The sequence below is a fragment of the Candidatus Protochlamydia naegleriophila genome (assembly GCF_001499655.1).
Taxonomy (GTDB): domain Bacteria; phylum Chlamydiota; class Chlamydiia; order Chlamydiales; family Parachlamydiaceae; genus Protochlamydia; species Protochlamydia naegleriophila.
Genome location: NZ_LN879502.1, coordinates 2,779,410 through 2,806,118 on the forward strand (window position 1 = coordinate 2,779,410; position 26,709 = coordinate 2,806,118).

Genomic DNA, 26,709 nt, shown 5'->3' on the forward strand with positions numbered 1-26,709 from the left:
TTTCATACCTTACTTTTGCAATTGTGAAGAAGGTTCTAAGAGCAACATAAGCCGTCTCAAGGCTGCCGGATTATTAGCAGCATCGATGAGTTGATTGGCAGATCCACCAGTTGGCAGAGTCGGCCTGTTGGGATATTCAACCAACTCAGAAAAGTACTGAGTCATGACCGGCTGAGCCAGCACAATAATCCAGCCATGATCGGATCCAGAGAATCTTCCTGGAGACGTTTTCAAATCTCCGCGCGTTGGAGCAGCTCCATTAAAGGCTGCATCGTAGGCCTCGCCTGGATCCCACCATAAATTATAAACAGCAGGGAATGCCAAATTCAACTCAGGCCCCAGCCACGTATCTTTGGCCGTGTACAAAAGCTTAAAGTTGTTGATGCGTAGGCCACCAAAGGACAAATCATTGATATAGATAAACGATTTGCGTTTAGATGGCCCCTTGCCTAGAATGTAATCGCTATTATCGATTCCATCGAAGATTATCCCCTTTCCATTATTGTCTTTCCAGATGCGTGAAGGAGGAGTGCCCCCTGCTAATTTCACAAATGTTGGCCACCAATCCATATGAGACATCATTTGATTGGCTACACTGCCAGCCTTGATGTGTCCAGGCCACCAGACGATGGCAGGGCAACGGAATCCCCCTTCGAAGCTCGTTCCTTTCATTCCGCGGAATGGCGTATAACCCGCATCGGGCCAAGCATCCACCCAAGCGCCGTTGTCGGTCGTCCAGACAACAATCGTATTTTCATCGATGCCCGCATCGCGTATAGCTTGGATGACTTGGCCAGAATTGTCATCCAATTCCATGAGCGAATCGAGATAATTGCCACCACCCGCTGATTTGCCTTTAAAGCGAGGAGAAGGATTATTGGGATTGTGAACCTTCATGAAACAGACATACAGAAAGAATGGATTCTCATCCTTAGCATGCTTCTTTATGTAACCGACAACATCTTCACGAATGATGTCATCGGCAGTAGCGAGGTCTTCATAGGTAAATTTCTTCTTCATCTTAACTGGTGCTTGGCCAGCCTTTCCCTCCCACTGGCTAAGATCGATCTGATTCCAAAGCTTCATGAAGTCTTCATCATGCACCGGAAAATCGGGCTGCAATGGAAGATAGTCATAGGCATAGACTCCGGCATAATAGGGAAGCATGTATTTCATTTCATCAAAGCCATGTGCCGTTGGGAAATTCTCTGGACGATCTCCTAAATGCCACTTGCCCCATTGCATTGTTTGATAGCCAAGCGTCTTCAAAGCTTCGGCAATCGTGGGATCTTCTTTCTCGAGCCCATTCAAATCGCCTGGCGCCAAGACAGTCGAAAGCGCTGTACGCAATGGAATGCGCCCCGTAATGAAGGAAGCCCTCCCAGCCGTACAGCTGGCCTGACCATAATAGTTGGTAAAACGCATTCCTTCAGCGGCAAGTCGATCCAAATGCGGTGTCAAACAGCCCCTATTTTCCCCACCACCGTAGCAGCCAAGATCCCCCCAACCCACATCGTCGGTCATGATGAAAACAATATTGGGCTTCTTATTCCCATTTTTGCTGCCATTCTCCGTTTTCCCACTTTCTTCGGCTATCAATAAAGCATTGAAAAAAAAGATCGTCAATAGCCAAAAGACAGGAGTCAAACCTCTAACAGAGAGACCTGTAGGAGGTTTTTTTGTGAAAAAATTCATAATTTATCCTTTCTGTAAAAGCCTTAATAAAGGGCCCTCTACATTGAAATGGTAGTAAAGTTGATCATGAAATCTCAATTACCTTGTATCATAGTCATCTCTTTATTAAAATAAAGATTTAACATTTTAATTAAGGCTTCGCTTTTCATGAATTCAAAGAAAAAATATTGCACCGATCTCCGGCCCCATGTTATCTAGCCTTCTTAATCGAAAACGATTTATATGATGAGGCTTATGTTAACAATGACTCGGCACTGGAAAACTGTTTATTCCTCTCTCTTTTTACTTTTTTTGAGCTTTGCAAACCAAGCCACTGGCTCATGCTGCAGCTCCACACTTCCTAGCCGTTTTGATCTGCCTAAAACTCCCGAGGGAATGCGTTGGATCCCTGGCGGCACCTTCACAATGGGATCAGATAATAAGGACTCTAAAAGTGACGAAAAGCCGCTGCATAAAGTATTCGTCGATGGATTTTGGATGGATGTAACGCCCGTGACCAACAGAGAATTTAAGGCATTCGTCGATGCAACTGGCTATGTTACAACAGCCGAAAAAGCACCGACTCTCGAAGAGATCATGAGTCAAGTTCCCCCCGGCACCCCTGCTCCCGCACCTGAGCTGCTTGTCGCCTCCTCCTTAGTTTTTAAACCATCGAACGGCCCTGTCTCCTTGCGCAGTAATCGGGCCTGGTGGGAATGGAAAGCAGGAGCCGATTGGAAACATCCACTCGGTCCAGAAAGTTCGATCGATGGCAAAGAAGACCATCCCGTCGTGCAAGTCTCTTGGTTTGATGCAGTAGAATACGCCAAATGGGCAGGCAAGCGCCTTCCAACCGAAGCCGAATGGGAGTTTGCAGCGCGCGGCGGCCAAGAAGGGAATCTCTATGTTTGGGGAAACGAACCTTTTTCAGAAGAGAATCCGCAAGCGAACATTTGGCAAGGAGCATTTCCATACAAAAGCACGAAGCCCGATGAGGCTATGGGGACGACTCCCGTCAAAGCCTTTTCTCCCAACGCTTATGGCCTCTATGATATGTCTGGTAATGTATGGCAATGGTGCTCAGATTTTTACCACGCTTCTCACTACAAGGAAGAAGCTAAAAAAGAACTTTCTTCCAATCCCATAGGACCCAAAACGAGTTTCGATCCAGAAGAGCCCTATGCCGTCAAACACGTTCATCGGGGAGGATCTTTTCTCTGTCATGACAGTTACTGCAAGGGTTACCGCATCGCCGCCAGAATGAAAACATGTCCTGATACAAGCTTAAACCACTTAGGCTTTCGCTGCGTGACGACGCCTGAGATGAGAAAAAACAATCAAGTGCAAAAAGAATCCTGAGACCCAATTGCTTTTAGTCTTTATTTTGATTCGGGTGCATAAGATGAGGCGCAAGAAAGACTTGCACGGTCTTTTAAAGATAAATTTTTTTATATAGATTTTTAAGTAATCAACAACCCAAAAGAAGGGCTAGGAAGCATTTTCCTAGATTGGCAGATAGCTCGATGACTAAGGCAATCATCAAGGCTTAAAATGGCATCTCTCAGGAAACAATTCAGCTTCTGGCTGGCGGCTCTATCGCTACTTCCTTGCCATGCGGCTTTTCCAGCCAACTGGGATATCGAATATTGGCAAAGCTTGCGCTGGACTCATTGGACATGCGCCCACACAACACTCTATACAACGGGCGAGGTGCGCTTGAATCGCGGCTGCTCCAGCCCCTGCTATTACCGTCTCACAGGCAACCTTGCCCGCAGAATCAGGCCCTTTCTGGATGCGGAAGCTCACTTTAGCTTCATCTACAATAAGTCGCGCGGCTCTCCCCATTTCACGAATACGCAGCGGCTTGAGTTAGAAATCAATCCCAAAATAAGTTTTAACAGTGGAATCAATCTCAAATGCCGCAATCGGCTCGAACTCATCAAGAAACAACAGAGTGTGCAAATACAGACAGTTTTAAGACATAAAATCTCCCTTACTTTCCCAATCCAAGGATGCGGCCGCTTAAATACACTCACTTGTTCAGAAGAATTTTATTACGATTTAAACACTCATCTATTCACGCAAAGTCGGTTTTTTCCTTTAGAGTTGAATTATGCCGTCACACCCAATACCTCTCTCAATGTTTACTGCATGATCAGACACTTCCTCAGCAATGATAAATGGTATCGCAGTCTGGTACTGGGAACAGAATTTAACTTTTAATCTTGTACCCTGAGCTGAAACACTTGTGAGAAGATCCTTATACTAAAAAATTAGATGGAAAATTACCCCCTTCTCTAATAATCTTAGGGCCAATAGCAACAAAGATCTTTACCATCCATGACATCCCATATCAACGAGACCTATAAATCAAACGACTTTTCTAAACAAACAATGAGCGAACAGTCGTTCATGGCCTGTGAATTTCACAATTGCAACTTCACGGAAAGCACCCTATGGAATGCCAAATTTGTGAACTGTGTCTTTAAAGGATGCAATATCAGTCTCGTAAAAATGGATGGTTGCCACTTTCAGGACGTTCGGTTCATCGATTGCAAGCTTGTGGGAGCCGATTTTTTTAAATGCGACAAGCCCTTTTTTTCTGTGCAATTCACCCATTCTATCCTCCACTACTGCAATTTTTCAGATCTCAACTTGAAAGGGATCTCCTTTGCAGAATGCAAGCTTAAAGAGTGCCATTTTACAAATAGTGGTTTAGTGGGAGCGAACTTTAAAGATAGCGATCTTTTAGGCACCATTTTTCACAACTCCGACCTTTCTAAAGCCGATTTTTCTAGCGCGATAAATTACGATATCGATCCCCGGACCAATAAAATTAAAAAAGCCAAATTTTCACTTCCGGAAGCAGCTGCTCTTTTGCGCGGGTTTGACATTCACCTAGTTTAGCGAATCTTAACCCAAAGCCTGTTGAATTACTCATCCTTTCACATTTCCTCTCTCATCATCGATAAAAATAGCCTCCTTGTCTCTTTTGAGAAGGCTGGAAAAAAATGATAGTACCAATTACAAAAGATAGGTATGAATAGGATTTAATGCATTTGCTTGCTTTTAGAGTGTACATTTGAAATACAGAATCAATAAATCACTTAATCCCCATTTCACAAGGAAGGCTATCATGCAAAGGGTGCGGACCATCGAATACGAAATCGATCAAGTGTCATTTTCTATCGACAAACCTCAAACCATTTCCATTCAAATCAGCTCGGAAGAATCTTATCTCCCCCAATTTATTCACATCGAATTAGAAGATGAAGATTTACAGCTTAGCAAAGCATTCTGCGAAGTCCTCAAGAAGCGACTATTGCAAAATTTGCACTAAGAGTTCTCGTCCTCAAGAAAATGGCATAGGACTTTCACGACCAATAGACCTGCCATCATTTTTTCTTGCGGCTCAATAATGGCTTTCCTTAATGGCTCTTGAAAAAGAGCTACTTTTGTGCTACAATAAGAAGTAATCATCCTTAAAGGAGCGGCATCCAGTGAAAATCTAAGTTTGAATCCAAATCAGAAATCAAATCTAACCAGGATCAAACTTATGACGCGTCTCCTTATCCAATTTTCCCATTTTTTTAAATCGTTTGCTTCACACTCTCTTTTTGAAGATATTTCCTTGTCAATCAATCGAGGGGATCTTTTGGCCATCGTCGGAGAAAATGGAGCGGGAAAAACGACCCTCTTGCAATTGCTGGCTGGAAACCTCAAGCCCGATTCCGGGCATTTTAGCAAGGCAGCCGATCTCTCGATCGGATTTTTGCCTCAGGAAATTGTCATCGCAGATCCCTCTATCAGCGTACGCGCCTATATCGAATCTGCGGACCTTACCGATCTAGAAAAACAAATGACGCTCTATTTGGAGAGCGATCAATTAATCAAATGGGCTGAACTGCATGCCAACTATGAAGCGCTTGGAGGCTATCGAAGAGCTCCTGTAGAGAAAGTCTTAGAGGGCTTGAAGCTCGATAGCAGCCTCTTAGAGCTCCCCATGGCCAATTTAAGCAGCGGGCAGAAAGTCAGGACCGCATTGGCAAAAGCACTGATCGACAATCCTGCTCTTTTATTGCTTGACGAGCCAACTAATCATCTAGACCAAGAGATGGTGCAGTGGCTTAAAGCAATCTTGCATCAAAGAGAAGGTGCGAGTGTGATTGTTTCCCACGACCGAGCATTTCTCAATTCGACCTGCAACCGACTAGTCGAGATTAAAAATGGCAGGTTAATCTCATATGGAGGCAACTATGATTTTTATCTCAATGAACAAGAACGCCTCTTAGAGAGGCAGCTAAAAGCCTACGAAAGCCAAGAAGAGGAACGATCTCTTTTAAAACAGAAGATCAAATCCCTAACATTTTCTAAAAAGAAAGCTAATCCTGCAAAAGACCGCAACATCATGTGCTATGACGCACGAGGAGAGTATCATCAGAAATCGCTGCAACACAATCTCGACGGCTTAAAGGCTCGTCTTGCAAAAATTGAAGCCAACCTTCTGCCCCATCCTATACCTAAAGGAATCAAAGGCCTTCGATTCAATCCCGCACAACTCTCTGTGTCTGTTGTAATCGAGCTCGATAAAGCCACTAAATCTTACGGCAATAAGGTGTTATTCTCTGGCTTCAGCAAAATCATATCTAATGGAGACCGAATCATCGTCAACGGAGCTAATGGGGCTGGAAAAACAACTCTTCTTCGATGCATCGCAGGCCTAACGGCTCTAGATGGAGGGAAAATCAAATGGGCTCAGAATGCCAAAGTTGCCTATCTCGATCAAGAAGGGGAACTCTTGCCAATGGACAAAACGGCTCTTGAATACTTTGAAGAACAGTTCAATTTAAACGAAGAAGAAGTCAGGCGGGAGCTGCATAAAGCAGCTCTTGGAGGAGCTGATCTTTTAAGGCGCCCGCTTTCCACGCTAAGTGCCGGGCAGAGGAAGCGCCTGTCGCTCCTTTCTTTGATCCTGGCTAGGCCCAATGTTCTTTTGCTGGATGAGCCAACAAACCACCTGGACTTAAAGACTTTGGAAGCATTTGAAAGGGCTCTCCTTGACTTTGAAGGCGCTATTTTAGCTGTGTCCCACGATGCAACTTTTATCGATAAAATCGCGACAGAAACATGGGAACTTTGAAACATCTTTTGATGAGATTGATTGAAGAAAACCGAATCCCTCTTATACAATGCCATCAAAAAATAGTGGAGCAACAAAATTAATGCCGCTCATGACTCTCTTAGCATTTATATTTTTGAGCGGTTCTTTTTTAAGTTTATGGGTTCGCCGCGAACCTAAAATCTGGGAAACGCTGATTTGCCTCAGTTTGCTAGCTGGGCTAGTTGCTGGCCATATCACTTGGGTTGGCTTAGCATTCATTGCATGCCTTTCAATGCTGTGGCTGTTGTATGATCGCAAACCAAATGCATGGTTTTTTATCATTCTCGTTTGTTTTAGCATGAGTTTCAAGTTGAGATTAATACCTGGGTACTATCCTTTTTTGATTACGTCCAAATTTGCTGTCGGATTGGAAAATCCATTGATTGGACTCTTCCCTTTGGCTCTCTTAGTTCCACTTGCTAAAGATATGCAAGACTGGAAAGGAGTCTTAAAAGGGTTGGCATGCGGACTTTTAGGAATTGGCCTGCTAGCTTTTCTTGCCGCAATTAGCGGCGCGGCGCGATGGGATTTTACGCTACCTTCTTATATGGCCCTCCGCACATTAAGCAACCTGATTTTAACCTCCATTCCCGAAGAGGGATTTTATCGGGGATTTGTTCAAAAAACTCTTTGCGAATACTTCAAGAATTACAGATGCGGATCACTCATCGCATTGATTCTCACATCGGCACTCTTCTCCTTCGCTCATATTTTTTGGAGCCCCAATGTAGCCATTTTAGGCTTTACATTTCTTGCGAGTCTTCTATATGGAAGCGTCTATTTATATTCAGGAAAAATTGAAAGTGCGATTCTTTGCCACTTCTTGTTGAATGTCATCCACATGACATTTTTTTCCTATCATGCTGCCTAAAAGATTTAGCCAAGTTTCTTTGGGCCTATCGATTGTTTGTTACTCAGAGGCTGCTTATTCATCCCATCGGAACTTCTCGTAAGCAATAGGTTGTCGGGTTTTTTAAATTTTTATTATATTTTTCTGTTTATCTATTTGAAGCCGTTGGTTATGAAGAAACTCAGATGCGAGAGTGAAAGGACGCTGAATGAAAAGGAGAAATAATGGAAAAACGCAAGCTTGGAAATAGCAGTCTGGAAGTATCGGCCCTTGGACTTGGCTGCATGGGGATGAGCTGGTCATACGGTCCGCCTAAAGATAAGCAGGAAATGATCGCCCTGCTTCATGCCGCCATTGAGCGAGGCATTACCTTCTTCGACACTGCCGAAGTCTATGGCCCCTACACCAATGAAGAACTGTTGGGCGAAGCTCTCTCCCCATTCCAAAGGAAAATCGTCATTGCAACCAAATTTGGCTTTAAACCGGAAAAAGAAGGTGAAATGCGCTGGAGCCTATTGGATAGCCGTCCAGAGCATATCAAGCAAGTTGCCGAGGGATCGCTCAAGCGGCTGAAGATCGATGCCATTGACCTGTTTTATCTGCATCGGGTCGATCCGAATGTACCCATTGAAGATGTAGCAGGTGCCGTCAAGGATTTGATCGAGGAAGGCAAGGTCAAGCATTTCGGCCTCTCAGAAGCTGGTGTAAAAACCATCAGGCGTGCCCATGCCGTGCAACCCGTGACCGCCTTGCAAAGCGAGTATTCGCTTTGGTGGAGGAAGCCCGAAGAGGAAGTGCTGCCAACGCTCGAGGAGTTGGGCATCGGATTTGTTCCCTTCAGTCCGCTTGGCAAAGGGTTTCTCACGGGTAAAATTAACGCAAATACGGAATTTGACAGCACAGATTTTCGCAACAGTGTTCCCCGCTTCAATATGGAGAATCGCCAAGCGAACCAGGCATTGGTTGATTTGCTTCGTTCATTCGCAAAACAAAAGAAGGCGACTCCCGCTCAAATTGCCCTTGCCTGGCTGCTTGCAAAAAAGCCTTGGATCGTTCCGATTCCTGGCACGACGAAGCTTGATCGCCTTGAAGAAAACATTGGAGCAGTGGATGTCAAACTTACGGCTGACGATCTGCGCGCCATTGAAAACGCTTCTTCAAAAATCAAGATCGAAGGGAATCGCTATCCGGACGCTCTTGAACAGATGACTGGCCGGTAAGCACGGTCCATCAATTGGCAGCCTTTCCTTTTTACTATCTAGCTTTGGAAAAAAGTATTTTGTTCCATTCATCAACGGCGACATTCTCGATCGATCCATATACCATTATTCACGAGAACATTTAATCGCCCTTCATTATCAATGATTTTTTTATGGCCAAATCAATACTTTGTTCATCTATTACATCAAGCTGAACAATATTATTTTTTTTGCTGTGTTATTAATCCTAACGCCTGCATATACACTATACCCTTCATTAGAATAAGTTATGCAGTAACATAGCCAACTCCATGAGAGGTTCCAGTAATAAACATAACTTGATTAGATTGAACCTACTTGAATAATAAGCAAAAGATTGAAACGAAAATAAACACATTGTAGCGTGATCGCATCAGTTGATTTGTTCCCTTAGTAGATTAATGAATCATGTAGCATAGCGCTCCCTTCTTGCCGATATGAAGCATTATTACTTAAACGAGATTCAATCACTGTAACCCTTATTCGAGTAAAACCAATCTACATAATCTTTCGGGGCCTGAGAAATTTTATCAAATTCATCACAGAAAATTGTAGTGGTGTCGAGAGTTTCAAATAGCTTTTTAATCAAAGTAGATTTCCTGCCTAGGATGACAGCTTTTCTCTGTTGCATTACCAGATTCTTGGTTCTTTAATATACCTTGGGTTTGGACTTCATCGTTGAAAAACTTCACAAAAAAGGTTTTTGTTAACTTTGGATTTTTTATATTTTCTCTAACAAATTCAGCCTGAAAACCACATTTTTCATAAAAGCCCGGAGCTTGAAAAGCACTCGTCACTAAATTGATATTATTGAATCCTTTTCCTTGAAAGTGATTTTCGAGTTCTTTTAGTAATTTCTTTCCGAAACCTTTACCGCGATGAGGTGTGTCAATCCAAATATCATCAATATAAATTTCAGCAAAGGCTGTAAATGCGTTCAATATCCCCAACACACTTCCTTTGTCATCTTTTAGAACTATTGAAAACTTTTTATAATTTACATCAATTCCGTGAGCACTTTCGTAGGCGACCAAATCTTTGGTCATTTTGTCTTCTTCAACATCAGAAATTTTATCTACAAAAGATATGCTATAATTCATTTTGACTTAACTCTTTATTCTTAAAAGATACTGTGCCCGTAAGCATACAACTGACAGCCCAAATATCGCTTTTGAAATCGAGAGCTTTGGGCATCGCCAATAAAACGAGTGCTATTGATTGAAAACCCAAAAGCTTCAACTCAGACCCCACCTGTAACTGTCCTTTTAGATATCTTTTAAGTCTAAAAGGCCAACTACCAAAAGAGTTCCAAACGCGATATGCCAAACTGCGAATATGCACCCTCATAAATTTAATTTTCTAATACCCATATTAAAACAGCATTTCCAAGATCATGTGGACGATTTATTTTTTGTGGCTTACATTCTATCCCATTCAGAACATATTTTAAAGATCATTTCAGCATTCGAAAGTGACCTAAAACAACTCATAAAAATAAAATTTAAAAGAGGGGATGAAAATTTTAATAAATTAAAACAAATTCTTGTTTGAAATATTTTAAAATTGATAATTCCAGCGTCTGACTTCTCAAGAAGGGGCAACCTGACTGTTTATAAATACGTTCCCCGCCTGTTGGAGTAATTCCACTACCAATTTTGACTGTTTTATCCCCAAGTTTGGCTTGATGCCAATCTTCTGGAATCAATCCAAACTCCGTCATTTTATAACCCATTGAAGTCTTTGGATTTGCGACATCGGTGATTTCGCTTAGTTGAGCTTCTGTAGCTAATACCATATCCACCTCAAACGACTTAATATTAACAAATTAAATAACACAAGGAGTTGTTTTTTTAGGCATGACAGGTAAGATATACACAAAAAACGGGCAAAATGTATGCATGAAACATAAAACATGCACAAAAAATAGCGGTTTCGTGTGTATGATGGTTTTAAATATATACCTTTAGGTCTTAAAATGGTCATATTTCCCTATCTCCTTGAGAAGGTCGGCCGGCTTTGGCTAAAAGATCAAATAGAGCCGAATTGAGATAAAAATTTTCTTTGCCAAGCTTATGCTTCGTGAGCAATCCAATCCGAACCAATTCCTCTAGATATTTAACTGCCGTATTGCGATGGATTTGTAACTCTTGCATGACCAAATCGATTTTAGTGTAGGGATGTCTAAAAAGATTATTTAATAGATCCTGGCTATAAATCTTAGGGAGTTCACTGCGAAGCTTATGCTTTTGATGGAGCATTAAATCTCTCATTCCGAGAATAAGACTTACCGTTTGGCGGGAGGTTAGCTCTATGCCTTCTAACATGTATAAAATCCAGGGCTCCCAAGAACCGGTATCGCGTACTGTCTGTAGCAATCGGTAATATTCATTCTTATTTTGATTGATGTAGCGCGAGAGATAGAGAACGGGTGTGTCTAACAAACCTTGCTTTACCAGATAAAGAATATTGATGATACGGCCTGTTCGTCCATTGCCGTCGTAAAATGGGTGAATACTTTCAAATTGGTGGTGAATAATTGCCATTTTAATGAGAGGGTCGGCACACTCAAGTGAATCATCATTAATGAACTGTTCTAAATTATTCATTAAGGTGCGAATTTGGCCTTCATCTTGAGGTGGAGTATAGACAACTTCACCGGTCTGGTCATTTTTTAGCATCGTTCCGGGGGTCTTGCGAAAACCAGCACCGTTTTCTACAAGAGTCTGCTGAATTTCCAAGATGTGATTATTTACAAGAAGTCCAGTTTTTTTAACCTGCTGATATCCATTTTGAAGGGCAGCCGCATAACTATACACTTCCTTGGCTGCAAAATTCGCAAATTGTTTTGTTGTAGCATCGCTCTTATACAACTCATCATGGAATGTGCTTGCAAGTAGGGAGGAAGCTTGCCCGCCCGAAGTTTGTTTTTCAAAAATTTGTTGCCATTGATCAAAAAGTAGTTGAGCATCGGGAGTGAATAATAAAATGATAGGATTTTTATCTTGGACAAAATCTAATCGATCTAAATGATCGAAAATTTTCTGAACGGGCTTTTCCAGTTCAGAAATGGCGATTCCTTCAACAAGTTCTCAAGTGGTTTTAGGTTCAGGCCACACCATCATTTGGAATCTTTGAATAAATCCATTATCGCCCGACCCTCCTTGAACAGCATCGCGATATAGCAAGAAACCTTGAGAATTCTCCACTAGAAGTTCACTTAACTTTTCAATAGTTACATCCTGTGTTTTATACCTTCTTCTCTTGGGTTCCTATGGAGGTGCTTTTTGATTGAAAAGGATTTGACCATGATCTCCCTGACTTTTGAGACTTTTTTTTAAATTCCTTTTTGTATTTCTCTTCACAGGTATTTTTTCGAATTTGCCAGATTTCATGCTCCTTTTGATACTTCCCTATGATTTGTTCAAAATGTGCTTTGGCTCTATTGGCAAAAACAATCAAAAAAATGAAAAGCGGCATTCATTCCTGGAGTCTTCATTGTAGAGAGTCGTCCAATCGCCATTCCCGATAGGTTTGCAAATATCTATCCAATTGCTACCGTTTCTTAATTCTAAGCCGCTTTTTCTCCCGATTAAGCTTCCTAAAGCCACTAAAAAAGGTGCGATAATATAGTCTTCTGAAATTTGCATTTGCATCGCGATTCCTTGTATCCATTAAACAATCGGATCAGGAAGTGTATCTAATGGATAAGGCAAGGTTTTAAAGGTTATTTTTTCAAGTGGCTGTGGTTTAATTCGAAAATAGGGCGTGCAACTTCATCTGAGAAATAGAACCATAGCCGAGGGATTTTTTAAGAGGGAGAATTAAAAGATGTTTAAAACTTTTAGGAAAGTTCTAATGATGTTAATATTCGGAAAAATGGCTTTCTGGCAATGTCTGGCCTCCATCTATGATGAGATTTTGACCTGTAATATAGCCAGCTTCTTTTGATGAAAGAAAAAGAATAGCATGAGCGACATCTTCGGGAGTTCCCAGTCGACCCAAAGGTATGGCGCGAATCATATTGTTAATGTGCTCTGAACCTGTTGCATCGAGGCCTTCAGTCGTAATATTACCAGGCTCAACAGCATTTACGTTAATTTTATATTTTGCCAACTCAACGGCTGCAGTTCGAATAAATCCAGCTATTCCACCTTTAGAGGCAGTATAATGAGAATATCCAGGTAGGGCTGTTTGGGGACCTGAAATAGATGATGTAATAACAATTTTTCCATGCCCTTGAGCCTTCATTGCTGGTATACAAGCTTTAACTGCTAAAAAAGTCCCAGTTAGGTTTACATCAATTACTGTTTGCCATTCTTCAAGTGTCATGTTTTCAAGCCTGGCATGTGGATAAATTCCTGCATTATGGCAAAGGACATCTATCTTGCCATATTGACTTAACGCCTCATTGACCATTCTCTCCATGTCTTTCGGATTGCTAACATCAGCTTTTACAAAAAATGCATTACCATTGTCGTCTTGAATGATTGTTTTTACTGCTTTGAGTTGAGCTTCATCTCGTCCCACTAAAACAACATTTGCTCCTTCTTCAGCGAAAAGACGAGCTATTCCTCGACCAATTCCTCTTGAAGCACCTGTTACAATGACCACTTGATTGCTAAATCGTTTAATGCTTTTTGATTCATTGAATGTGCGTCCGGCAGTGTCTTCTGCATGAATTGGTGTAGAATTGAGCATACTTATTCCTAATAGGAGTGTGAATATGAATTTTAACATAATATTAAAAAAATTATAATCCTTTTAAGTGCTAAATCAGGTTCCACATTGAACCCGAAAATCCTAAAATTTATCGTTTTTTAAAGTAAAAAACAATGAGGAACAAAATATCCCTTTACCAAAGCTTGAAGAGTTAGATAATTTTTTTCGTGTTACTCTTTATCCCAAATCAACAAAAATCATCCCCTCAGGTTCTTAGCAAATACCAATTTTTGACTATCTTAAAAAGCATGAGAACCTCAACGCAAAATCAGCCCAAGAAATCTAGCAAGTTACTCGTCGTACGACAACAACTCGACTTAAAGAAATGTGTAATCAGGGATTGCTTGTAGACATATCGATAAGTTCAAAAGACCATCAAAAAGTGTTTATTCTTGCGAAACATAGAAAATGACATAGAAACAAAATTGGAAACATTGTTTCTATGTTAAATACATTAGTCATTGGAGAAGATAATGATAAAGAAAATTTATTAGATATAGCTGAAGAAGTAGTTGTTGGTGGTAGTACGCTTGCAATTAACGCGCTCGGATGGAAGTGGATTCATATAAAAGATTAAAAAAAGCAAATGATGGAAGCAATGGCTGGAATCCAGTGCTTGCGATTATCTTAAAGAAATCCAATGGGTTACCAAAAGAAAAAACCGGAAACGCTTTCATTTCTGAAAATGTTTCCGGGGATGTGCCTAAAACAGGAGTCGAACCCGCGACCTTCGCATTACGAATCCTGCGTCTCCAAGGTTAATTCCAATTCAATATGCTTGAATGAGATTGATCCAGAATAGCTTAAGGAAAATAAGTAAGCTCATTCGTTCTGAATTAAACTGATTCTAACATCTTTGCACTTTGACAAAATTCCTGACATTTCTTGTCTTCTAATATTCCTTCTTTTGCTTTCACAATTAGCTATCAAAGCCATTTTAAACAATGACTATGGATAGGGAGAATTTTGCAGAAAAACTAACAGTTCAAAAAATTGATTAACATGCAAAACCTGTTTAATAATGGTTTGTAACAAAAGGAAAAGTCCTTTTGCACACACATTAAAACAATAAAAAGTGAAACAAATTGAATGAGGTTATCTATGAAAGAATCACGAAAGGAACTCATTGTAGTTCCTTTAACCAAGTGGAAAGATCATTTTGATTATCCAACACAAGGAACTATGCGAAATGTCGTGGCTAGGCGCAAAGAAAACGGAGCTGAGGCTTTCCTTTCAATGGTAAACGGCCGCTTTTACATTCATATCGAAAAATTCCACAAATGGATGGAGGGACAGAATGGATAAAGAAGAAGGAATTGGACGAGGCCCCGAAGCCTCGACCAAAAAAATTAACGCTAAAACCATTGTACAAAAAGATCTAATTTCTTGCGAGAGCGCAAATAAATTTTTAACTCTTTTAGACGAAAATGCAGAATCTTTCACATTTCAAACTTTTGCGGATAAAAAACTTGAAGGTAGCTATGACTCTCTGGCTAAAATTTTTCATGGAAGTCTAGAAGACAATTTTGACAAGCTCGTTGACCTACAGCTTCAAGGAGCAGGAGTTTTTGTTACTATCAATCAAACAAATGGCAAAGGCCGAACGAGTGATCACATTAATAAAGTAAGAGCTTGTTTCGTAGATCTTGATGGCTCGCCTTTAGATCCCATTTTAAGGGCTCCCGTTGACCCACATATCATTATCGAGTCAAGTCCTGGACGATTTCATGCTTATTGGTTAATTGAAGACTTAGCACTAGAAAATTTCAGATTCATACAAGAGTGTTTAGCAAAACAGTATAACGGAGATAAAGCTGTCATAGACCTTCCTCGCGTTATGAGACTGCCAGGATTTTTTCATCAGAAAAAAGATCCTTTTCTCACTAAAATCTTCCAAGAAAGTGGCGCCTTACCTATTTCTGGATCTTTATTTTTAGATAAAATGGGCATTGATTTATCACATCGAAAACAAAGGGAACATAAGTCACAAGTTCAATTTGAAAACAATCTGGTTCTACAGGCTCTTAATGATCGTAAAATGATAAAGGAGCAAAAATCAAACCCTCAGGGATGTTACATTATTACTTGTCCCTGGGAAAATCAGCATACGTCTATTGATAAAGGAACTTGCTATTATGAACCTGGCTCAAATGGCTTTTTTTCGCACGGCTTTAAGTGTTTTCATAGTCATTGCAAAAATCAAACCACACTAGACTTGTTAAAGTATCTTGAAATATCTAATTCTCCAGAAATCGAACCTATCCCCTTAAATAGACATTTAGCATCTTTTCAACCCTTTCCTGTAGATGCTCTGGGGGCAACTCTTGAAGAAGCTGTGAAAGTTGCTATGAAAATCATTCAAGCTCCCGACGCTATTTGTGCTCAAAGCTTTCTAAGTGCAGCAAATTTAGCGGTTATGCCTCATCGCGATGTTTTAATTGACGGTCGCATAATTCCCTTATCAGAATTTTTTGTGACAATAGCTGAAACGGGTGACCGCAAAACTGGTATCGATAGAGTAGCTTTAAAACCTATAGTTGAATGGGAAAAAATGCATTATGCTTCCTTCAGAGCAGAATGTATACAATATGAAAATGAAATGAAAATTTGGGAAAAGCAAAGAAAAGACAAAATTGAAAAAATAAATGATTCAAGTTGTCTTCAAGATGAACTCAGAAAGTTAGGTATTCCTAAACAGCCCCCGCTTGAACCAGTTTTTCTTTGTGGTGAACCTACCTTAGAAGGGATTACAAAACTTTTCCAAAAGGGACAACCCGCCTTAGGTTTATTCTCAGATGAAGGCGGTAAGTTTCTTGGCGGATTTTCAATGGGGAAAGAGAATATTTTAAAGACAGCTGCTGGTCTTTCCTCGCTTTGGGATGGATCATCAATAGATCGTGTTCGTTCTGGAGATGGATCTTCAAAGTTGTTTGGAAGACGTCTTGCCTTACATCTGATGATACAACCAGTGCTTTTACCTACTTTAATTAATTCAGATCTTCTGCTAGGCCAAGGCCTTATATCAAGATTATTAATTAGTTTTCCAGAAACTCTGGCAGGAACTCGTCTGTATAGAGAAGAAAATATCTACGAACAACCTGAAATCATTAAATTCTATGATAAAATGAATAGCATTTTAGATAGAAAACTACCTGTAGGCGAGCCTCCTTATCCACAAAATGAACTTAATCCGCCTTTATTAAGACTAACACTTGAAGCAAAACATGCTTGGATTGATTTTCACAATTCAGTCGAATCCAAATTAGGGAAAGGACAGGATTATCGTTTTATTAAAGGATTTGCCTGTAAAGCAGCAGAACATGCTCTCAGGTTGGGAGCTACATTACAGTTATTAGAAGATATAGAGAGTCAATATTTAACTGAAAGCTATCTAAAGAAAGGCATTCGTTTAACTGAATTTTACTTAAACGAAGCGCTTAGAATTTGTGGCTATGCTTATGATAATCCTGAATTGAGACAGGCCCATGAATTGCTAGAATGGCTTTTAAACAAATTAGCAGAGGGACATGAAAGACATGTACCTTTGTCTTTTGTCGTTCAATATGGTCCACCAGCTCTAAGAAATGCAGAAAAAGCACGTCAGTTTATGCGGATTTTGGAAAAACATCGGTATCTCTTCTTTACTCCTAATACATTAATAAATGGAAAGATGTGTCGAGAGGTATGGTGGGTGAGGCCCATAGATCCCGAAATTAAATGATAAACTCCATGTATGCGCTAATCCTGCTAATCGCGCTAATTTTACTGAAAATTCCTTGATTAAATTAGCAACTTTAGCAGGTTTAGCAAAAAGAATAGACCAAATCTTATTTAATGGATTTTCGATAATTTTAAAAAACAGGAGAAATAGTTTATGGTAGCACCTAAAAATCATGCACCTTATCCAGGTTGTGAACTTGGTGGTAGACCTCAAAAATACAATCAAGAAGACATTGAAAATTTAGCTAATGAATTTCTTATATGGTTAAAGAAGCCAGAAAATCTTTGGTTCAAAGACTTCTGTTTAGAAAAGGATATTGATCCAGATCTATTGTCAGAATGGGCTAAAAAAAATCAAAAGTTTAACGGAGTGTATAAGTTAGCTAAGCATCAACAAGAGGCTCGCTTAATCAAGGGAGGACTCATGAATTTGTATAATGCTTCTATCGTTAAGCTTGTCCTTGCAAATGCACATGGGTGGAATACAGATAGACAACAAACTCAAGTTAGCGGAGATGCTACCAATCCCCTTTCCTTTCTTTTAAAAAAAGCTGATGGAGAGTCGAAAGACTTAGTTAACTATGAACAATAATTTAGGTTTGGCAGAGAAGCGTATACTTGACCCTCACTGGCGTCTTAGCAATCTTTATTGGATTATCGATAAAGAAAGTAATAAAATTCTATTTAAAATGAATTGGGCACAAGAAGAGCTTTATCGTAACCTTTGGTATTGCAGTATCATTTTAAAGGCTAGACAACTTGGAATTAGCACATTTGTGAGCTTGCTCTTTCTTGATCGTTGTCTCTTTAATTCTAACTGCTCAGCTGGGATCATTGCCCATACTAAGGAAGATGCTGAAATGCTTTTTCGTCGAGTAAAACTTGCCTATGAAAATTTGCCAGAAGAGTTAAAAGCTTTAAGAACAGTTAACATGGATAATGCAAGAGAACTTCAATTTAACAACGGCTCACTTTTACGGGTAGGTACAAGCATGCGAGGAAGCACACTTCAGTATTTGCATATCAGTGAATTCGGCAAGATTTGTGCGAAATATCCAGACAAAGCGAGAGAGATTATAACAGGTTCTTTAAATGCATTAGCTCCTGGTCAATACATTATCATTGAAAGTACCGCAGAAGGAAGAGATGGATATTTTTATGAAATGTGCAAACAAGCTCAAGCTTTGAAAGATAGCGAGCATCCTCTATCTAAGTTAGATTATCGTTTTTTCTTTTTTCCTTGGTGGAAGCATCCCGACTATGAGATTCATCCTGAAACCATACCTATTGTACAAGATTTACAGGAGTATTTCAGGCATCTACAAGATAATGAAAAAATCACTCTTAGTCTACATCAAAAAGCTTGGTATGCAAAAAAGCATGTCACACAAGGACTTGACATGCGTCGTGAATATCCAAGTACGCCTGATGAAAGTTTTGCTGTATCCAATGAAGGGCTTTACTATGGCTCACTAATAACTAAAGTAAGACTAGAAAAGCGAATCCGTAAAATTTATTACGATGAGAATGTACCTGTTAATACAGCATGGGATTTAGGTTATGGAGATTCAACAGTTATTTGGTTTTTTCAAGTGTGTGGCCAAGAAATCCACTTACTTGATTACTACGAAAACAGTGGTGAAGCATTGACGCATTACCTTAAATATATCAAAAATAAACCCTATTCATATTTAAAACATTTTGTGCCACATGATGCAGGTGCGCATGAATATAGCACAGGAATGACCCGCATTGAGGTTGCTCGTAATCATGGAATCGAATTTATTTTAGCACCTAAAGTCAGCGTAGCTGAAGGCATTGATGCTGTCCGCAACATTCTTAATCGCTGTTGGTTTGACGAGGAAAAATGTGCCAAAGGGATTAAAATGCTTGAAAGCTATAAACGGGAATGGGATGACCGCAATGGATGTTGGAAAGAAAATCCTCTTCATAATTTTGCTAGCCATGGTGCGGATGCATTTAGGATTTTGGCATTAAGTTTGGGATTAGCTAAACAAGGGATGACTGCTGAGGATGTAAGAGAGCTAAGAGAGCGTGCACTTACAGGTTCTCATCGCTATTCACCTACAAGTTCCTTACCGCCTTTAAATCCATTCGGTAATCTCAGAAGCTTTTAATTTTTCTTTATCATACATACAAGCTACCCTTGCTTAATCCTAATACTGAGCACTTAAAAACTATAAACAATTATGAATTAAATTTTTCTAAATAAATTTACGTAAAAATTATTTGAGTAGATAGTGAACTTAAAAACTCGTCTAAACCTAAGGGCATTATGCAAAGTGAATTTATCTTGGCAGGAGTGATCTGTGTGTTTTTACTTATCTACTTGACATACACTATATTACACCCTGAAAAATTTTAAATTTGATAGGACAATAAGCTATGGAAATAGGCGTTTTCATTCTTCTGCTTTTGATAGTTGTTCCTCTCCTAGGACGCTACATGGCAGAAATTTTCGAAGATCATCCAAAGAGGTCTATCCCTTTATTAAGTTACCTAGAAAATCTAACCTATCGCATTTGTCAAATCGATCCTAATCAAGAAATGACATGGAAAAGCTATGCCAAATCCATGCTTTATTTTAATGCGATTGGATTTGGTTTTCTATTTTTATTGCAGCTTTTGCAGGGTTGGCTTCCTTTAAACCCTCAAAGCTTTTCAGGCGTTGAGCCTGCTTTGGCATTTAATACGGCTGCGAGTTTTACGACTAATACAAATTGGCAAGCTTACGGTGGAGAAAACACCTTAAGCTATTTGACACAAATGCTTGGGCTTACAGTGCAAAACTTTGTCAGTGCAGCGACAGGTAGTGCCGTTCTCTTGGCCTTAATTCGAGGCATTCGTAGAAAGTCTTCACAAACAATTGGCAACTTTTGGGTCGATTTAACGCGTACGGTCGTTTATTTGTTTCTTCCCTTCTGCTTAATATTTGCTCTTATTCTGATCAGTCAAGGAGTGATTCAAAACCTACATGGTTATGTGGTTGCTAGTACCTTAGCAGGAGATAATCAAACAATTCCTATGGGTCCTGTTGCCTCCCAAATAGCCATTAAACAGTTTGGGACAAATGGCGGTGGCTTCTTTAATGCTAATAGTGCTCATCCGTTCGAGAATCCAACCCCTTTATCTAATTTCTTAGAGACATTTGCCATTCTTGTGATTCCAGCTGCTGCAACTTATATGTATGGTCTCATGATTAAATCGAGACGGCAAGGGTGGGTGATTTTTTCCGTCATGTTTATTTTATGGCTAGGAGGCTTAACGATAGCATTAGCATCAGAATACACAGCAAATCCAGTTTTGGCAGTCAATCCCGTTTTAGAGGGAAAAGAAACTCGATTTGGCACGTCTAATAGCATCTTATGGGCTATTTCAACGACAGGAACATCGAATGGCTCTGTCAATAGCATGCATTCAAGCCTCTCTCCTTTGGCTGGTGGTATGGCTATGTTCAATATCATGATTGGTGAAGTCGTCTTTGGAGGAGTGGGAGTTGGACTATGCGGCATGTTGATGTTCGTTCTATTAACTGTTTTCTTGGCTGGTTTAATGGTTGGGAGGACCCCAGAATATCTAGGCAAGAAAATTGAAAAATCAGAGATGCAATGGATCATGCTCGCGATTTTGGCTCCCTGTGCCCTTATTCTTTTAGGAGCAGGCATCGCAAGCGTCTTACCTAATGCTTTGGAAAGTTTATCTAATGCTGGACCGCACGGTCTTTCTGAAATTCTTTATGCTTTTTCATCAGCAGCGGGCAATAACGGAAGTGCCTTTGCAGGTCTTAATGCCAACACCTATTTTTATAATATTGTGCTTGGATTTGTGATGATCTTAGCCCGCTTGGCTATCTTAGTGCCGAGCTTAGCAGTGGCTGGAAGTCTTGCTCAAAAACATACCATTGCTCCTTCATTGGGGACATTTGCAACTGATAGACTTCTTTTTGGCGTCTTACTGCTAAGCGTTATTTTTATTGTCGCAGCATTGACGTTTTTTCCAGCCCTTTCTTTGGGTCCTATCATCGAACAAATCTTAATGCTACGCGGCCAAGCGTTTTAATGGAAGGAACCCTATGCAACATAAAAGAAAAAGTATCTTAAGCACGGACTTAGTATTAGAGGCGCTACAAGATTCCTTGGCTAAGCTTAATCCTCAAACTCAATTTCGCAATCCTGTCATGTTTGTGACCTATCTTGGCGCGATTTTTACAACCATTCTTACATTCTTCAATCCCTCTGCTTTTAATATTCAAATTTCTCTTTGGCTGTGGTTCACAGTTCTATTTGCTAATTTTGCCAGCGCCATTGCCGAAAGCCGAGGAAAAGCCCAAGCGGCCTCCCTAAGAAAAACGCAGGCCGAGAGCTTTGCTAAAAAATTGGTTAATGGGAAAGAAGTTAGAGTTTCAGCTTTAGATTTAAGAAAAGGGGATAAAATCGTTTGCGAAGTAGGAGATATTATCCCAGCTGATGGCGAAGTGATTGATGGAATTGCCACTGTCGATGAGTCAGCTATTACGGGAGAATCGGCGCCTGTCGTTCGCGAAAGTGGAGGAGATCGAAGTGCTGTGACGGCAGGAACCCGCGTTGTAAGCGATCGCATTGTGATTGAGGTGACATCAGAACGAGGCCATAGCTTTTTGGATCGCATGATTAGCTTGATTGAGGGAGCAAAAAGGCAAAAAACGCCTAATGAAATTGCCTTAAATATTGTTCTTTCATCTCTAACGATTATCTTTTTACTGACCGTCATGTCGGTCAAGTGTTTTGCCGATTACAGCGGTAAAGCGGCGGGACAAGACCTTTCTCACTTAGTGACTCTTCCAGTCTTAATTGCCTTGCTCGTCTGTCTTATTCCCACTACGATTAGTGCCTTGCTTAGCGCCATTGGAATTGCAGGCATGGATCGCTTGATTCAGCGCAATGTCATTGCAAAGAGCGGCCGATCAGTAGAAGCTGCAGGTGACATTGACCTTCTCATTTTAGATAAGACAGGAACAATTACTCTTGGCAACCGCATGGCAACCGAGTTCTTGCCAGTCCCTGATGTGAATGAGAAAGACTTTGCTCAAATTGCCCAACTTGCTTCTCTTTCAGATGAAACGCCAGAGGGACGCTCAATTGTTGTACTGGCTAAGAATAAATTTAATTTAAGAGCTGAGGTTCTTCATCATAAAAACACCCATTTTGTTCCTTTTTCGGCTCAAACAAAAATGAGCGGAATTGACTTTCTCGATGAGAATGGACAGACGATTCGAGTTCTTCGTAAAGGCGCCGCTGATGCGATTCAAAAACACGTCGAAAGCTTGGGTGGAACATTTCCTCAGCAGTTATATGCTGCAATTGAGCCGATCTCCAAGAAAGGAGGAACGCCTCTTCTTGTTTCCGAAGGCAATCGCGTGATGGGTGTTGTTCATCTAAAGGACGTCATTAAAGGGGGCATTAAAGAGCGTTTTGCCGAAATGCGAAAAGTCGGAATCAAAACACTCATGGTTACAGGCGACAATCCTTTGACTGCTGGTGCGATTGCAGCGGAAGCGGGAGTCGATGACTACGTCGCACAAGCCACCCCTGAAATGAAGCTTGCTCGTATTCGAGAAGAGCAAAACAAAGGGCATCTCATTGCGATGACGGGAGATGGAACAAATGACGCCCCAGCGTTGGCCCAAGCAGACGTTGGAGTTGCCATGAATACGGGAACACAAGCCTCTAGAGAGGCAGGTAATATGGTAGACCTCGATAGCAATCCCACTAAACTCCTTGATATTGTCGAAATTGGCAAACAATTACTTATGACCAGAGGGGCTTTGACGACTTTTAGCATTGCCAATGATGTTGCCAAATACTTTGCCATCATTCCCGCAATTTTTGGATCACTTTACGCCTTATCTGGTCAAAAAGGTCCCTTAAATCTTTTGAATATCATGGGACTGCATTCACCAGAGCGCGCGATTTTAAGCGCTGTGATCTTTAATGCCCTAATTATCGTGGCTTTAATTCCCCTTAGCTTAAGAGGCATTCCTTATAGACCACAACCTGCTGCTCAAACTTTGCGGCATAATCTGCTCGTTTACGGTCTTGGCGGAATTATCGCTCCTTTTATCGGCATTAAACTCATTGATTTACTCATTACAGCGATAGGATTGGTATCATGAACGCATTTAAAACAGCTGTTAAAGTTTTTCTTTTTATGACGGTTTTGACAGGACTTATCTATCCGCTCGTCATTACAGGCGTCGCCCAATTAACCATGGCAAGGCTTGCCAATGGAAGTTTAATCCAGAAAGGAAACCAAACGCTAGGATCGGCTCTTATTGCGCAAAATACAACAGAAGATCGCTATTTTTGGCCCCGTCCTTCTGCTGTTGATTATGACCCAATGAAGCCATCTGGTGGAAGCAATTTAGGACCGACAAGTCAAAAGCTTAAAGAAGCAATCCAAGAGAGAAAACAAAAAGTTGGAGACCAGGCATCACCCGAGCTTCTTTACGCCTCAGGAAGCGGGCTTGATCCGCACATCAATTTAGAGACTGCCTATTTTCAAATTCCAAGGGTCGCAAAGGCGCGTTCAATGAATGAAGGTGACTTAAAAAATTTGATTGACCATTTAAGCGAAGGGAAGCAACTCGGTTTTTTGGGAGAGCGATATGTCAATGTATTAAATTTGAATCAAGCATTAGATGAGCATAAATGATAGACGAAGATGACCGCCTAAGCCCTGATGAAATCTTGAAGGCCATTCAAAAACAAGAAAGCCAAAAGGAGCTAGGTAAACTTAAAATTTTTTTTGGAATGTCGGCGGGTGTTGGCAAAACTTACTCCATGCTACAAGAGGCCCAGCAAAGGCTAAAAGAAGGCGTCAACGTCGTCATTGGAACGATCAATACACATGGTAGAAAAGAAACGGAAGCTCTGCTTGAAGGTCTTCCCATTATTCCTGAGAAATGGGTCAAATACAAAGATACCGTCTTTGAAGAGCTTGATTTAGAGACGATCATTGATACAAAACCTGAACTTGTCTTAGTTGATGAGCTGGCGCATACAAATATGCCAGGCTCTAAACATCCAAAACGCTGGCAAGATGTCATTGAGATTTTAGATGCTGGCATTGATGTCTATACTACTTTAAATGTCCAACATATCGAAAGCCGCAAAGATATCGTTGAAAGCTTAACTGGTATTCAGATTCGTGAAACGGTACCTGATCTCATTTTGGAAAGAGCAACGAGTATTGAGCTGATCGACATTCCTCCACCTGAGCTTTTGCGGCGCCTTCAAGAAGGAAAAGTCTATTTAGGCGAGCAATCTAGGGTTGCAGCTGAAAATTTCTTCCAAGAAGAAAATTTGATGGCTCTTCGCGAAATTGCTCTTCGCTTTACAGCTGAAAAAGTCGATCACGATTTGCATGGCATGCTGCATGGAAAAGGATGGAAAACACGCGAAAGGCTCATGGTGGCAATTAGCGCTTCTCCATCCTCCGAGCAGCTTATTCGAGCAGCTAGGCGTTTGAGCTTTGAATTAGACGCGCCTTGGATAGCCGTTCATATCGACACAGGCGTACGTTTAAACGATCAAGACCAGGCAAGATTAAATCGTCACTTCAATTTAGCGCGGGAACTTGGAGCGGAAGTCATTACAACGCATGATTTGGACATTGCAGCTGCTCTGCAAAGAATTGCAAGACAAAGAGATATCACGCGAATTGTGATTGGTCGTCCACCTAAAAAAAAATTCAACCCTTGGACTTTATTTCAAGGAAGCTTCATTGATCGCTTAGAGAATGAAAACAAACATATTGATATTGTCATCTTAAGACAAGAGAAGCTGACAAACATTTATCAGCGCGCAGTATCCACTTACCAGATGACCAGTCCTTGGAGCGCTTATGGTTTAGCTATTGCATTTGGTATTGTCATTACAGCCGTCGGTCTGGCCGTCAGTCCGTTGATCGGTTACAAATCTGTTGGCTTTATTTTTTTGCTAGGTATCTTAATCTTAAGCTTCTTTGTCGGCAGAGGCCCTATCTTCTTAGCTGCTGTTCTTAGTGCAGTTTGTTGGGATTTGCTTTTCATCCCACCTCTTTTTACACAAACAATTTCTGATCCAGAGGATATTACATTAGTCATCATTTATTTTTTTGTTGCTGCCATCATGGGAACAATGACGAGTCGGATGCGCGAGCAAGATCAATTTTTGCATAAACGAGAAGAAAATACTGAGCGTCTTTATGAGATCGAGCGAGATATTGCCAATGCAACTAATCTGCAATACTTGCGTCTCAATGTCTGCTCTCGACTAGAGAATATGTTTTCTGGAAAGTTTGATATCTTAACCAAGAGTCCAGACAATCAACTCATCATAGATGGCCAGCTTCCTCTTCTAAAAGAAGAAAAAGAGCGAGTCGCGGCTGATTGGGTCTTTCAAAATGGAAAAGTGGGAGGCTGGTCCACAGATACTTTGCCATCCGCTGAAGGAATTTACTTTCCTATTAAATTCTCCAAATCAACCGTTGGAGTGCTTGTCTATTTTCCCAAGAGAGGTCGCTCGCTTTCAATGGAAGAAATGAGCTTTATTCAAACCGTTGCTCAGCAGCTTGGCATTTACCTTGAGCGTTATATTTTTGAAGAAAGGGTAAGTCGGCAAGATTATACAAGACAGATTGAGAGAATGCATCAATCTATTTTTCACTCTCTTAATCGCAGTTTTTATACTCCCCTAAAAGAGATATCCAAAATCAATCATCAAATCCAACAAGCAGAACTCTCTCCTCATATTCGCTCACTTGTCAGTAAAATGGAGCAGTTTATTTCCAATATTAAGTTTACAGTAGATAATATCATTGCCATGTCTGAGCTTGAGTCTGGATTTGTCCATTTTGATCGCAAAAAACATGCGATTAAGGAACTAATCGAGCATAGCCTTAATGAAACTAAACCTTTCGTTAACGGACATCCAATTAAGCTCAAACTTCCCTCTCAACCCATGTTTCTTCCTTTTGATTTCAATCTTTTGAAACTTGCTTTGAATAACCTTCTTTTAAACGCTATCGAATACTCCCCTTCTTCTTCGCCTATTTTCATCAAAGTCCAAGTTTTAGAAAATGAGTTTTGGTTGTCTGTCATTGACGAAGGGCCAGGAATCCCAGAGGACGTTTCGCCACTCATATTCGATAAGTTTTACCATGTCTCTAGTGAGTCAAAAGGACTGGGATTGGGTTTGGCAATTGTAAAGTCCGTTGTTGATATCCACCAACGTAAAATTGAAGTGAAAAACCGAGAAGAGAAAGGAACAGAATTTTCTCTGATCTTGCCTATTTAATTGGAGGAACAA

General features: G+C 40.6%; 22 protein-coding genes and 2 pseudogenes. 18 read left to right on the forward strand and 6 right to left on the reverse strand.

The features are described from left to right. Nucleotides 1–9 precede the first annotated feature (9 nt). Nucleotides 10–1,695, reverse strand: coding sequence for an arylsulfatase (locus PNK_RS11750; RefSeq protein ID WP_051981785.1), 1,686 nt, complete (start codon nt 1,693–1,695; stop codon nt 10–12). 243 nt (nt 1,696–1,938) lie between these two features. Here PNK_RS11750 and PNK_RS11755 point away from each other — a divergent pair, with 243 nt between their 5' ends. The 7 genes from PNK_RS11755 (at nt 1,939) to PNK_RS11785 (ending at nt 8,905) form a co-directional block, all read left to right on the forward strand. After that, nucleotides 1,939–3,033, forward strand: a complete 1,095-nt coding sequence (locus tag PNK_RS11755; RefSeq protein ID WP_059062201.1) for a formylglycine-generating enzyme family protein — start codon at nt 1,939–1,941, stop codon at nt 3,031–3,033. A 192-nt stretch (nt 3,034–3,225) separates the two neighbouring features. Further along, complete coding sequence (locus PNK_RS11760; protein ID WP_059062202.1) at nt 3,226–3,897, forward strand: DUF2490 domain-containing protein; 672 nt, start codon at nt 3,226–3,228, stop codon at nt 3,895–3,897. Nucleotides 3,898–4,014: 117 nt separating this feature from the next. Further along, a complete protein-coding gene (locus tag PNK_RS11765) occupies nt 4,015–4,581 on the forward strand; it encodes a pentapeptide repeat-containing protein (RefSeq protein ID WP_059062204.1) in 567 nt (188 codons plus the stop codon). Between the two features lie 229 nt (nt 4,582–4,810). Continuing rightward, a complete protein-coding gene (locus PNK_RS11770; protein ID WP_032124633.1) occupies nt 4,811–5,014 on the forward strand; it encodes a hypothetical protein in 204 nt (67 codons plus the stop codon). A gap of 216 nt (nt 5,015–5,230) precedes the next feature. Next, nucleotides 5,231–6,814 (forward strand): ribosomal protection-like ABC-F family protein, encoded by a 1,584-nt coding sequence (gene abc-f / locus PNK_RS11775; protein ID WP_059062206.1) that lies wholly within the window; start codon nt 5,231–5,233, stop codon nt 6,812–6,814. A gap of 82 nt (nt 6,815–6,896) precedes the next feature. Then, entirely contained in the window at nt 6,897–7,706 is an 810-nt protein-coding gene (locus PNK_RS11780) for a CPBP family intramembrane glutamic endopeptidase (protein WP_059062208.1), read from the forward strand. A gap of 203 nt (nt 7,707–7,909) precedes the next feature. Further along, a complete protein-coding gene (locus PNK_RS11785) occupies nt 7,910–8,905 on the forward strand; it encodes an aldo/keto reductase (protein WP_059062210.1) in 996 nt (331 codons plus the stop codon). Nucleotides 8,906–9,504: 599 nt separating this feature from the next. On the opposite strand, the pseudogene PNK_RS11790 reads toward PNK_RS11785, so the two are convergent. The 5 genes and pseudogenes from PNK_RS11790 to fabG form a co-directional block, all read right to left on the reverse strand. After that, nucleotides 9,505–10,014, reverse strand: a pseudogene (locus PNK_RS11790) (GNAT family N-acetyltransferase); the annotation flags it as partial. A gap of 431 nt (nt 10,015–10,445) precedes the next feature. Next, the gene (locus tag PNK_RS11800; protein WP_059062213.1) at nt 10,446–10,718 is read right to left on the reverse strand and encodes a hypothetical protein; all 273 of its coding nucleotides are present in this window, start codon (nt 10,716–10,718) and stop codon (nt 10,446–10,448) included. A 184-nt stretch (nt 10,719–10,902) separates the two neighbouring features. Continuing rightward, nucleotides 10,903–11,808, reverse strand: a pseudogene (locus PNK_RS11805) (Fic family protein); the annotation flags it as partial. A 570-nt stretch (nt 11,809–12,378) separates the two neighbouring features. Further along, a complete protein-coding gene (locus PNK_RS11815; RefSeq protein WP_059062220.1) occupies nt 12,379–12,576 on the reverse strand; it encodes a hypothetical protein in 198 nt (65 codons plus the stop codon). Between the two features lie 208 nt (nt 12,577–12,784). After that, nucleotides 12,785–13,621, reverse strand: a complete 837-nt coding sequence (gene fabG, locus PNK_RS11820) for a 3-oxoacyl-ACP reductase FabG (RefSeq protein ID WP_158021808.1) — start codon at nt 13,619–13,621, stop codon at nt 12,785–12,787. A 463-nt stretch (nt 13,622–14,084) separates the two neighbouring features. On the opposite strand from fabG, the gene PNK_RS13940 reads away from it, so the two are divergent. From PNK_RS13940 to PNK_RS11865, 11 genes are all read left to right on the forward strand, one after another. Then, nucleotides 14,085–14,219 carry a hypothetical protein gene (locus PNK_RS13940; protein WP_269446518.1) on the forward strand — a complete coding sequence of 45 codons (135 nt, stop codon included), beginning with the start codon at nt 14,085–14,087 and terminating at the stop codon, nt 14,217–14,219. After that, nucleotides 14,192–14,404 carry a hypothetical protein gene (locus tag PNK_RS11825; RefSeq protein ID WP_059062221.1) on the forward strand — a complete coding sequence of 71 codons (213 nt, stop codon included), beginning with the start codon at nt 14,192–14,194 and terminating at the stop codon, nt 14,402–14,404. The genes PNK_RS13940 and PNK_RS11825 overlap by 28 nt, the downstream gene beginning before the upstream one ends. Before the next feature lie 339 nt (nt 14,405–14,743). Then, entirely contained in the window at nt 14,744–14,947 is a 204-nt protein-coding gene (locus PNK_RS11830; RefSeq protein WP_059062223.1) for a hypothetical protein, read from the forward strand. Continuing rightward, nucleotides 14,940–17,363, forward strand: a complete 2,424-nt coding sequence (locus PNK_RS11835) for a DUF3987 domain-containing protein (RefSeq protein ID WP_059062224.1) — start codon at nt 14,940–14,942, stop codon at nt 17,361–17,363. Before PNK_RS11830 ends, PNK_RS11835 begins: the two co-directional genes overlap by 8 nt. Nucleotides 17,364–17,516: 153 nt before the next feature. Beyond that, nucleotides 17,517–17,954: a terminase small subunit gene (locus tag PNK_RS11840; protein WP_059062226.1), complete on the forward strand. Its 438-nt coding sequence runs from the start codon at nt 17,517–17,519 to the stop codon at nt 17,952–17,954. After that, the gene (locus PNK_RS11845) at nt 17,944–19,500 is read left to right on the forward strand and encodes a terminase large subunit (protein ID WP_059062228.1); all 1,557 of its coding nucleotides are present in this window, start codon (nt 17,944–17,946) and stop codon (nt 19,498–19,500) included. The genes PNK_RS11840 and PNK_RS11845 overlap by 11 nt, the downstream gene beginning before the upstream one ends. A gap of 158 nt (nt 19,501–19,658) precedes the next feature. Then, nucleotides 19,659–19,748 (forward strand): K(+)-transporting ATPase subunit F, encoded by a 90-nt coding sequence (gene kdpF / locus PNK_RS14060; RefSeq protein ID WP_079992923.1) that lies wholly within the window; start codon nt 19,659–19,661, stop codon nt 19,746–19,748. A gap of 20 nt (nt 19,749–19,768) precedes the next feature. Continuing rightward, nucleotides 19,769–21,442 carry a potassium-transporting ATPase subunit KdpA gene (gene kdpA, locus PNK_RS11850; protein WP_059062230.1) on the forward strand — a complete coding sequence of 558 codons (1,674 nt, stop codon included), beginning with the start codon at nt 19,769–19,771 and terminating at the stop codon, nt 21,440–21,442. Between the two features lie 13 nt (nt 21,443–21,455). Beyond that, nucleotides 21,456–23,534, forward strand: coding sequence for a potassium-transporting ATPase subunit KdpB (kdpB, locus tag PNK_RS11855; RefSeq protein ID WP_059062231.1), 2,079 nt, complete (start codon nt 21,456–21,458; stop codon nt 23,532–23,534). Continuing rightward, nucleotides 23,528–24,073 carry a potassium-transporting ATPase subunit KdpC gene (kdpC, locus tag PNK_RS11860; protein WP_059062233.1) on the forward strand — a complete coding sequence of 182 codons (546 nt, stop codon included), beginning with the start codon at nt 23,528–23,530 and terminating at the stop codon, nt 24,071–24,073. Before kdpB ends, kdpC begins: the two co-directional genes overlap by 7 nt. Next, a complete protein-coding gene (locus tag PNK_RS11865; RefSeq protein WP_079992924.1) occupies nt 24,070–26,697 on the forward strand; it encodes a sensor histidine kinase in 2,628 nt (875 codons plus the stop codon). The genes kdpC and PNK_RS11865 overlap by 4 nt, the downstream gene beginning before the upstream one ends. Nucleotides 26,698–26,709 lie beyond the last annotated feature (12 nt).

What these genes read in the sequence shown, in the direction of transcription:
- PNK_RS11785 (WP_059062210.1), top strand. Translation starts at nt 7,910, where the DNA reads ATGGAAAAACGCAAGCTTGGAAATAGCAGTCTGGAAGTATCGGCCCTT.
- PNK_RS11800 (WP_059062213.1), bottom strand. Translation starts at nt 10,718, where the DNA reads ATGGTATTAGCTACAGAAGCTCAACTAAGCGAAATCACCGATGTCGCA.
- PNK_RS11840 (WP_059062226.1), top strand. Translation starts at nt 17,517, where the DNA reads ATGGTAGCACCTAAAAATCATGCACCTTATCCAGGTTGTGAACTTGGT.
- PNK_RS11845 (WP_059062228.1), top strand. Translation starts at nt 17,944, where the DNA reads ATGAACAATAATTTAGGTTTGGCAGAGAAGCGTATACTTGACCCTCAC.
- abc-f (WP_059062206.1), top strand. Translation starts at nt 5,231, where the DNA reads ATGACGCGTCTCCTTATCCAATTTTCCCATTTTTTTAAATCGTTTGCT.
- PNK_RS11825 (WP_059062221.1), top strand. Translation starts at nt 14,192, where the DNA reads ATGGAAGTGGATTCATATAAAAGATTAAAAAAAGCAAATGATGGAAGC.
- PNK_RS11780 (WP_059062208.1), top strand. Translation starts at nt 6,897, where the DNA reads ATGCCGCTCATGACTCTCTTAGCATTTATATTTTTGAGCGGTTCTTTT.
- PNK_RS11865 (WP_079992924.1), top strand. Translation starts at nt 24,070, where the DNA reads ATGATAGACGAAGATGACCGCCTAAGCCCTGATGAAATCTTGAAGGCC.
- PNK_RS11815 (WP_059062220.1), bottom strand. Translation starts at nt 12,576, where the DNA reads ATGCAAATGCAAATTTCAGAAGACTATATTATCGCACCTTTTTTAGTG.
- kdpB (WP_059062231.1), top strand. Translation starts at nt 21,456, where the DNA reads ATGCAACATAAAAGAAAAAGTATCTTAAGCACGGACTTAGTATTAGAG.
- PNK_RS11755 (WP_059062201.1), top strand. Translation starts at nt 1,939, where the DNA reads ATGACTCGGCACTGGAAAACTGTTTATTCCTCTCTCTTTTTACTTTTT.
- fabG (WP_158021808.1), bottom strand. Translation starts at nt 13,621, where the DNA reads ATGCTCAATTCTACACCAATTCATGCAGAAGACACTGCCGGACGCACA.
- PNK_RS11830 (WP_059062223.1), top strand. Translation starts at nt 14,744, where the DNA reads ATGAAAGAATCACGAAAGGAACTCATTGTAGTTCCTTTAACCAAGTGG.
- PNK_RS11770 (WP_032124633.1), top strand. Translation starts at nt 4,811, where the DNA reads ATGCAAAGGGTGCGGACCATCGAATACGAAATCGATCAAGTGTCATTT.
- PNK_RS13940 (WP_269446518.1), top strand. Translation starts at nt 14,085, where the DNA reads ATGTTAAATACATTAGTCATTGGAGAAGATAATGATAAAGAAAATTTA.
- PNK_RS11750 (WP_051981785.1), bottom strand. Translation starts at nt 1,695, where the DNA reads ATGAATTTTTTCACAAAAAAACCTCCTACAGGTCTCTCTGTTAGAGGT.
- PNK_RS11765 (WP_059062204.1), top strand. Translation starts at nt 4,015, where the DNA reads ATGACATCCCATATCAACGAGACCTATAAATCAAACGACTTTTCTAAA.
- kdpA (WP_059062230.1), top strand. Translation starts at nt 19,769, where the DNA reads ATGGAAATAGGCGTTTTCATTCTTCTGCTTTTGATAGTTGTTCCTCTC.
- PNK_RS11760 (WP_059062202.1), top strand. Translation starts at nt 3,226, where the DNA reads ATGGCATCTCTCAGGAAACAATTCAGCTTCTGGCTGGCGGCTCTATCG.
- kdpF (WP_079992923.1), top strand. Translation starts at nt 19,659, where the DNA reads ATGCAAAGTGAATTTATCTTGGCAGGAGTGATCTGTGTGTTTTTACTT.
- PNK_RS11835 (WP_059062224.1), top strand. Translation starts at nt 14,940, where the DNA reads ATGGATAAAGAAGAAGGAATTGGACGAGGCCCCGAAGCCTCGACCAAA.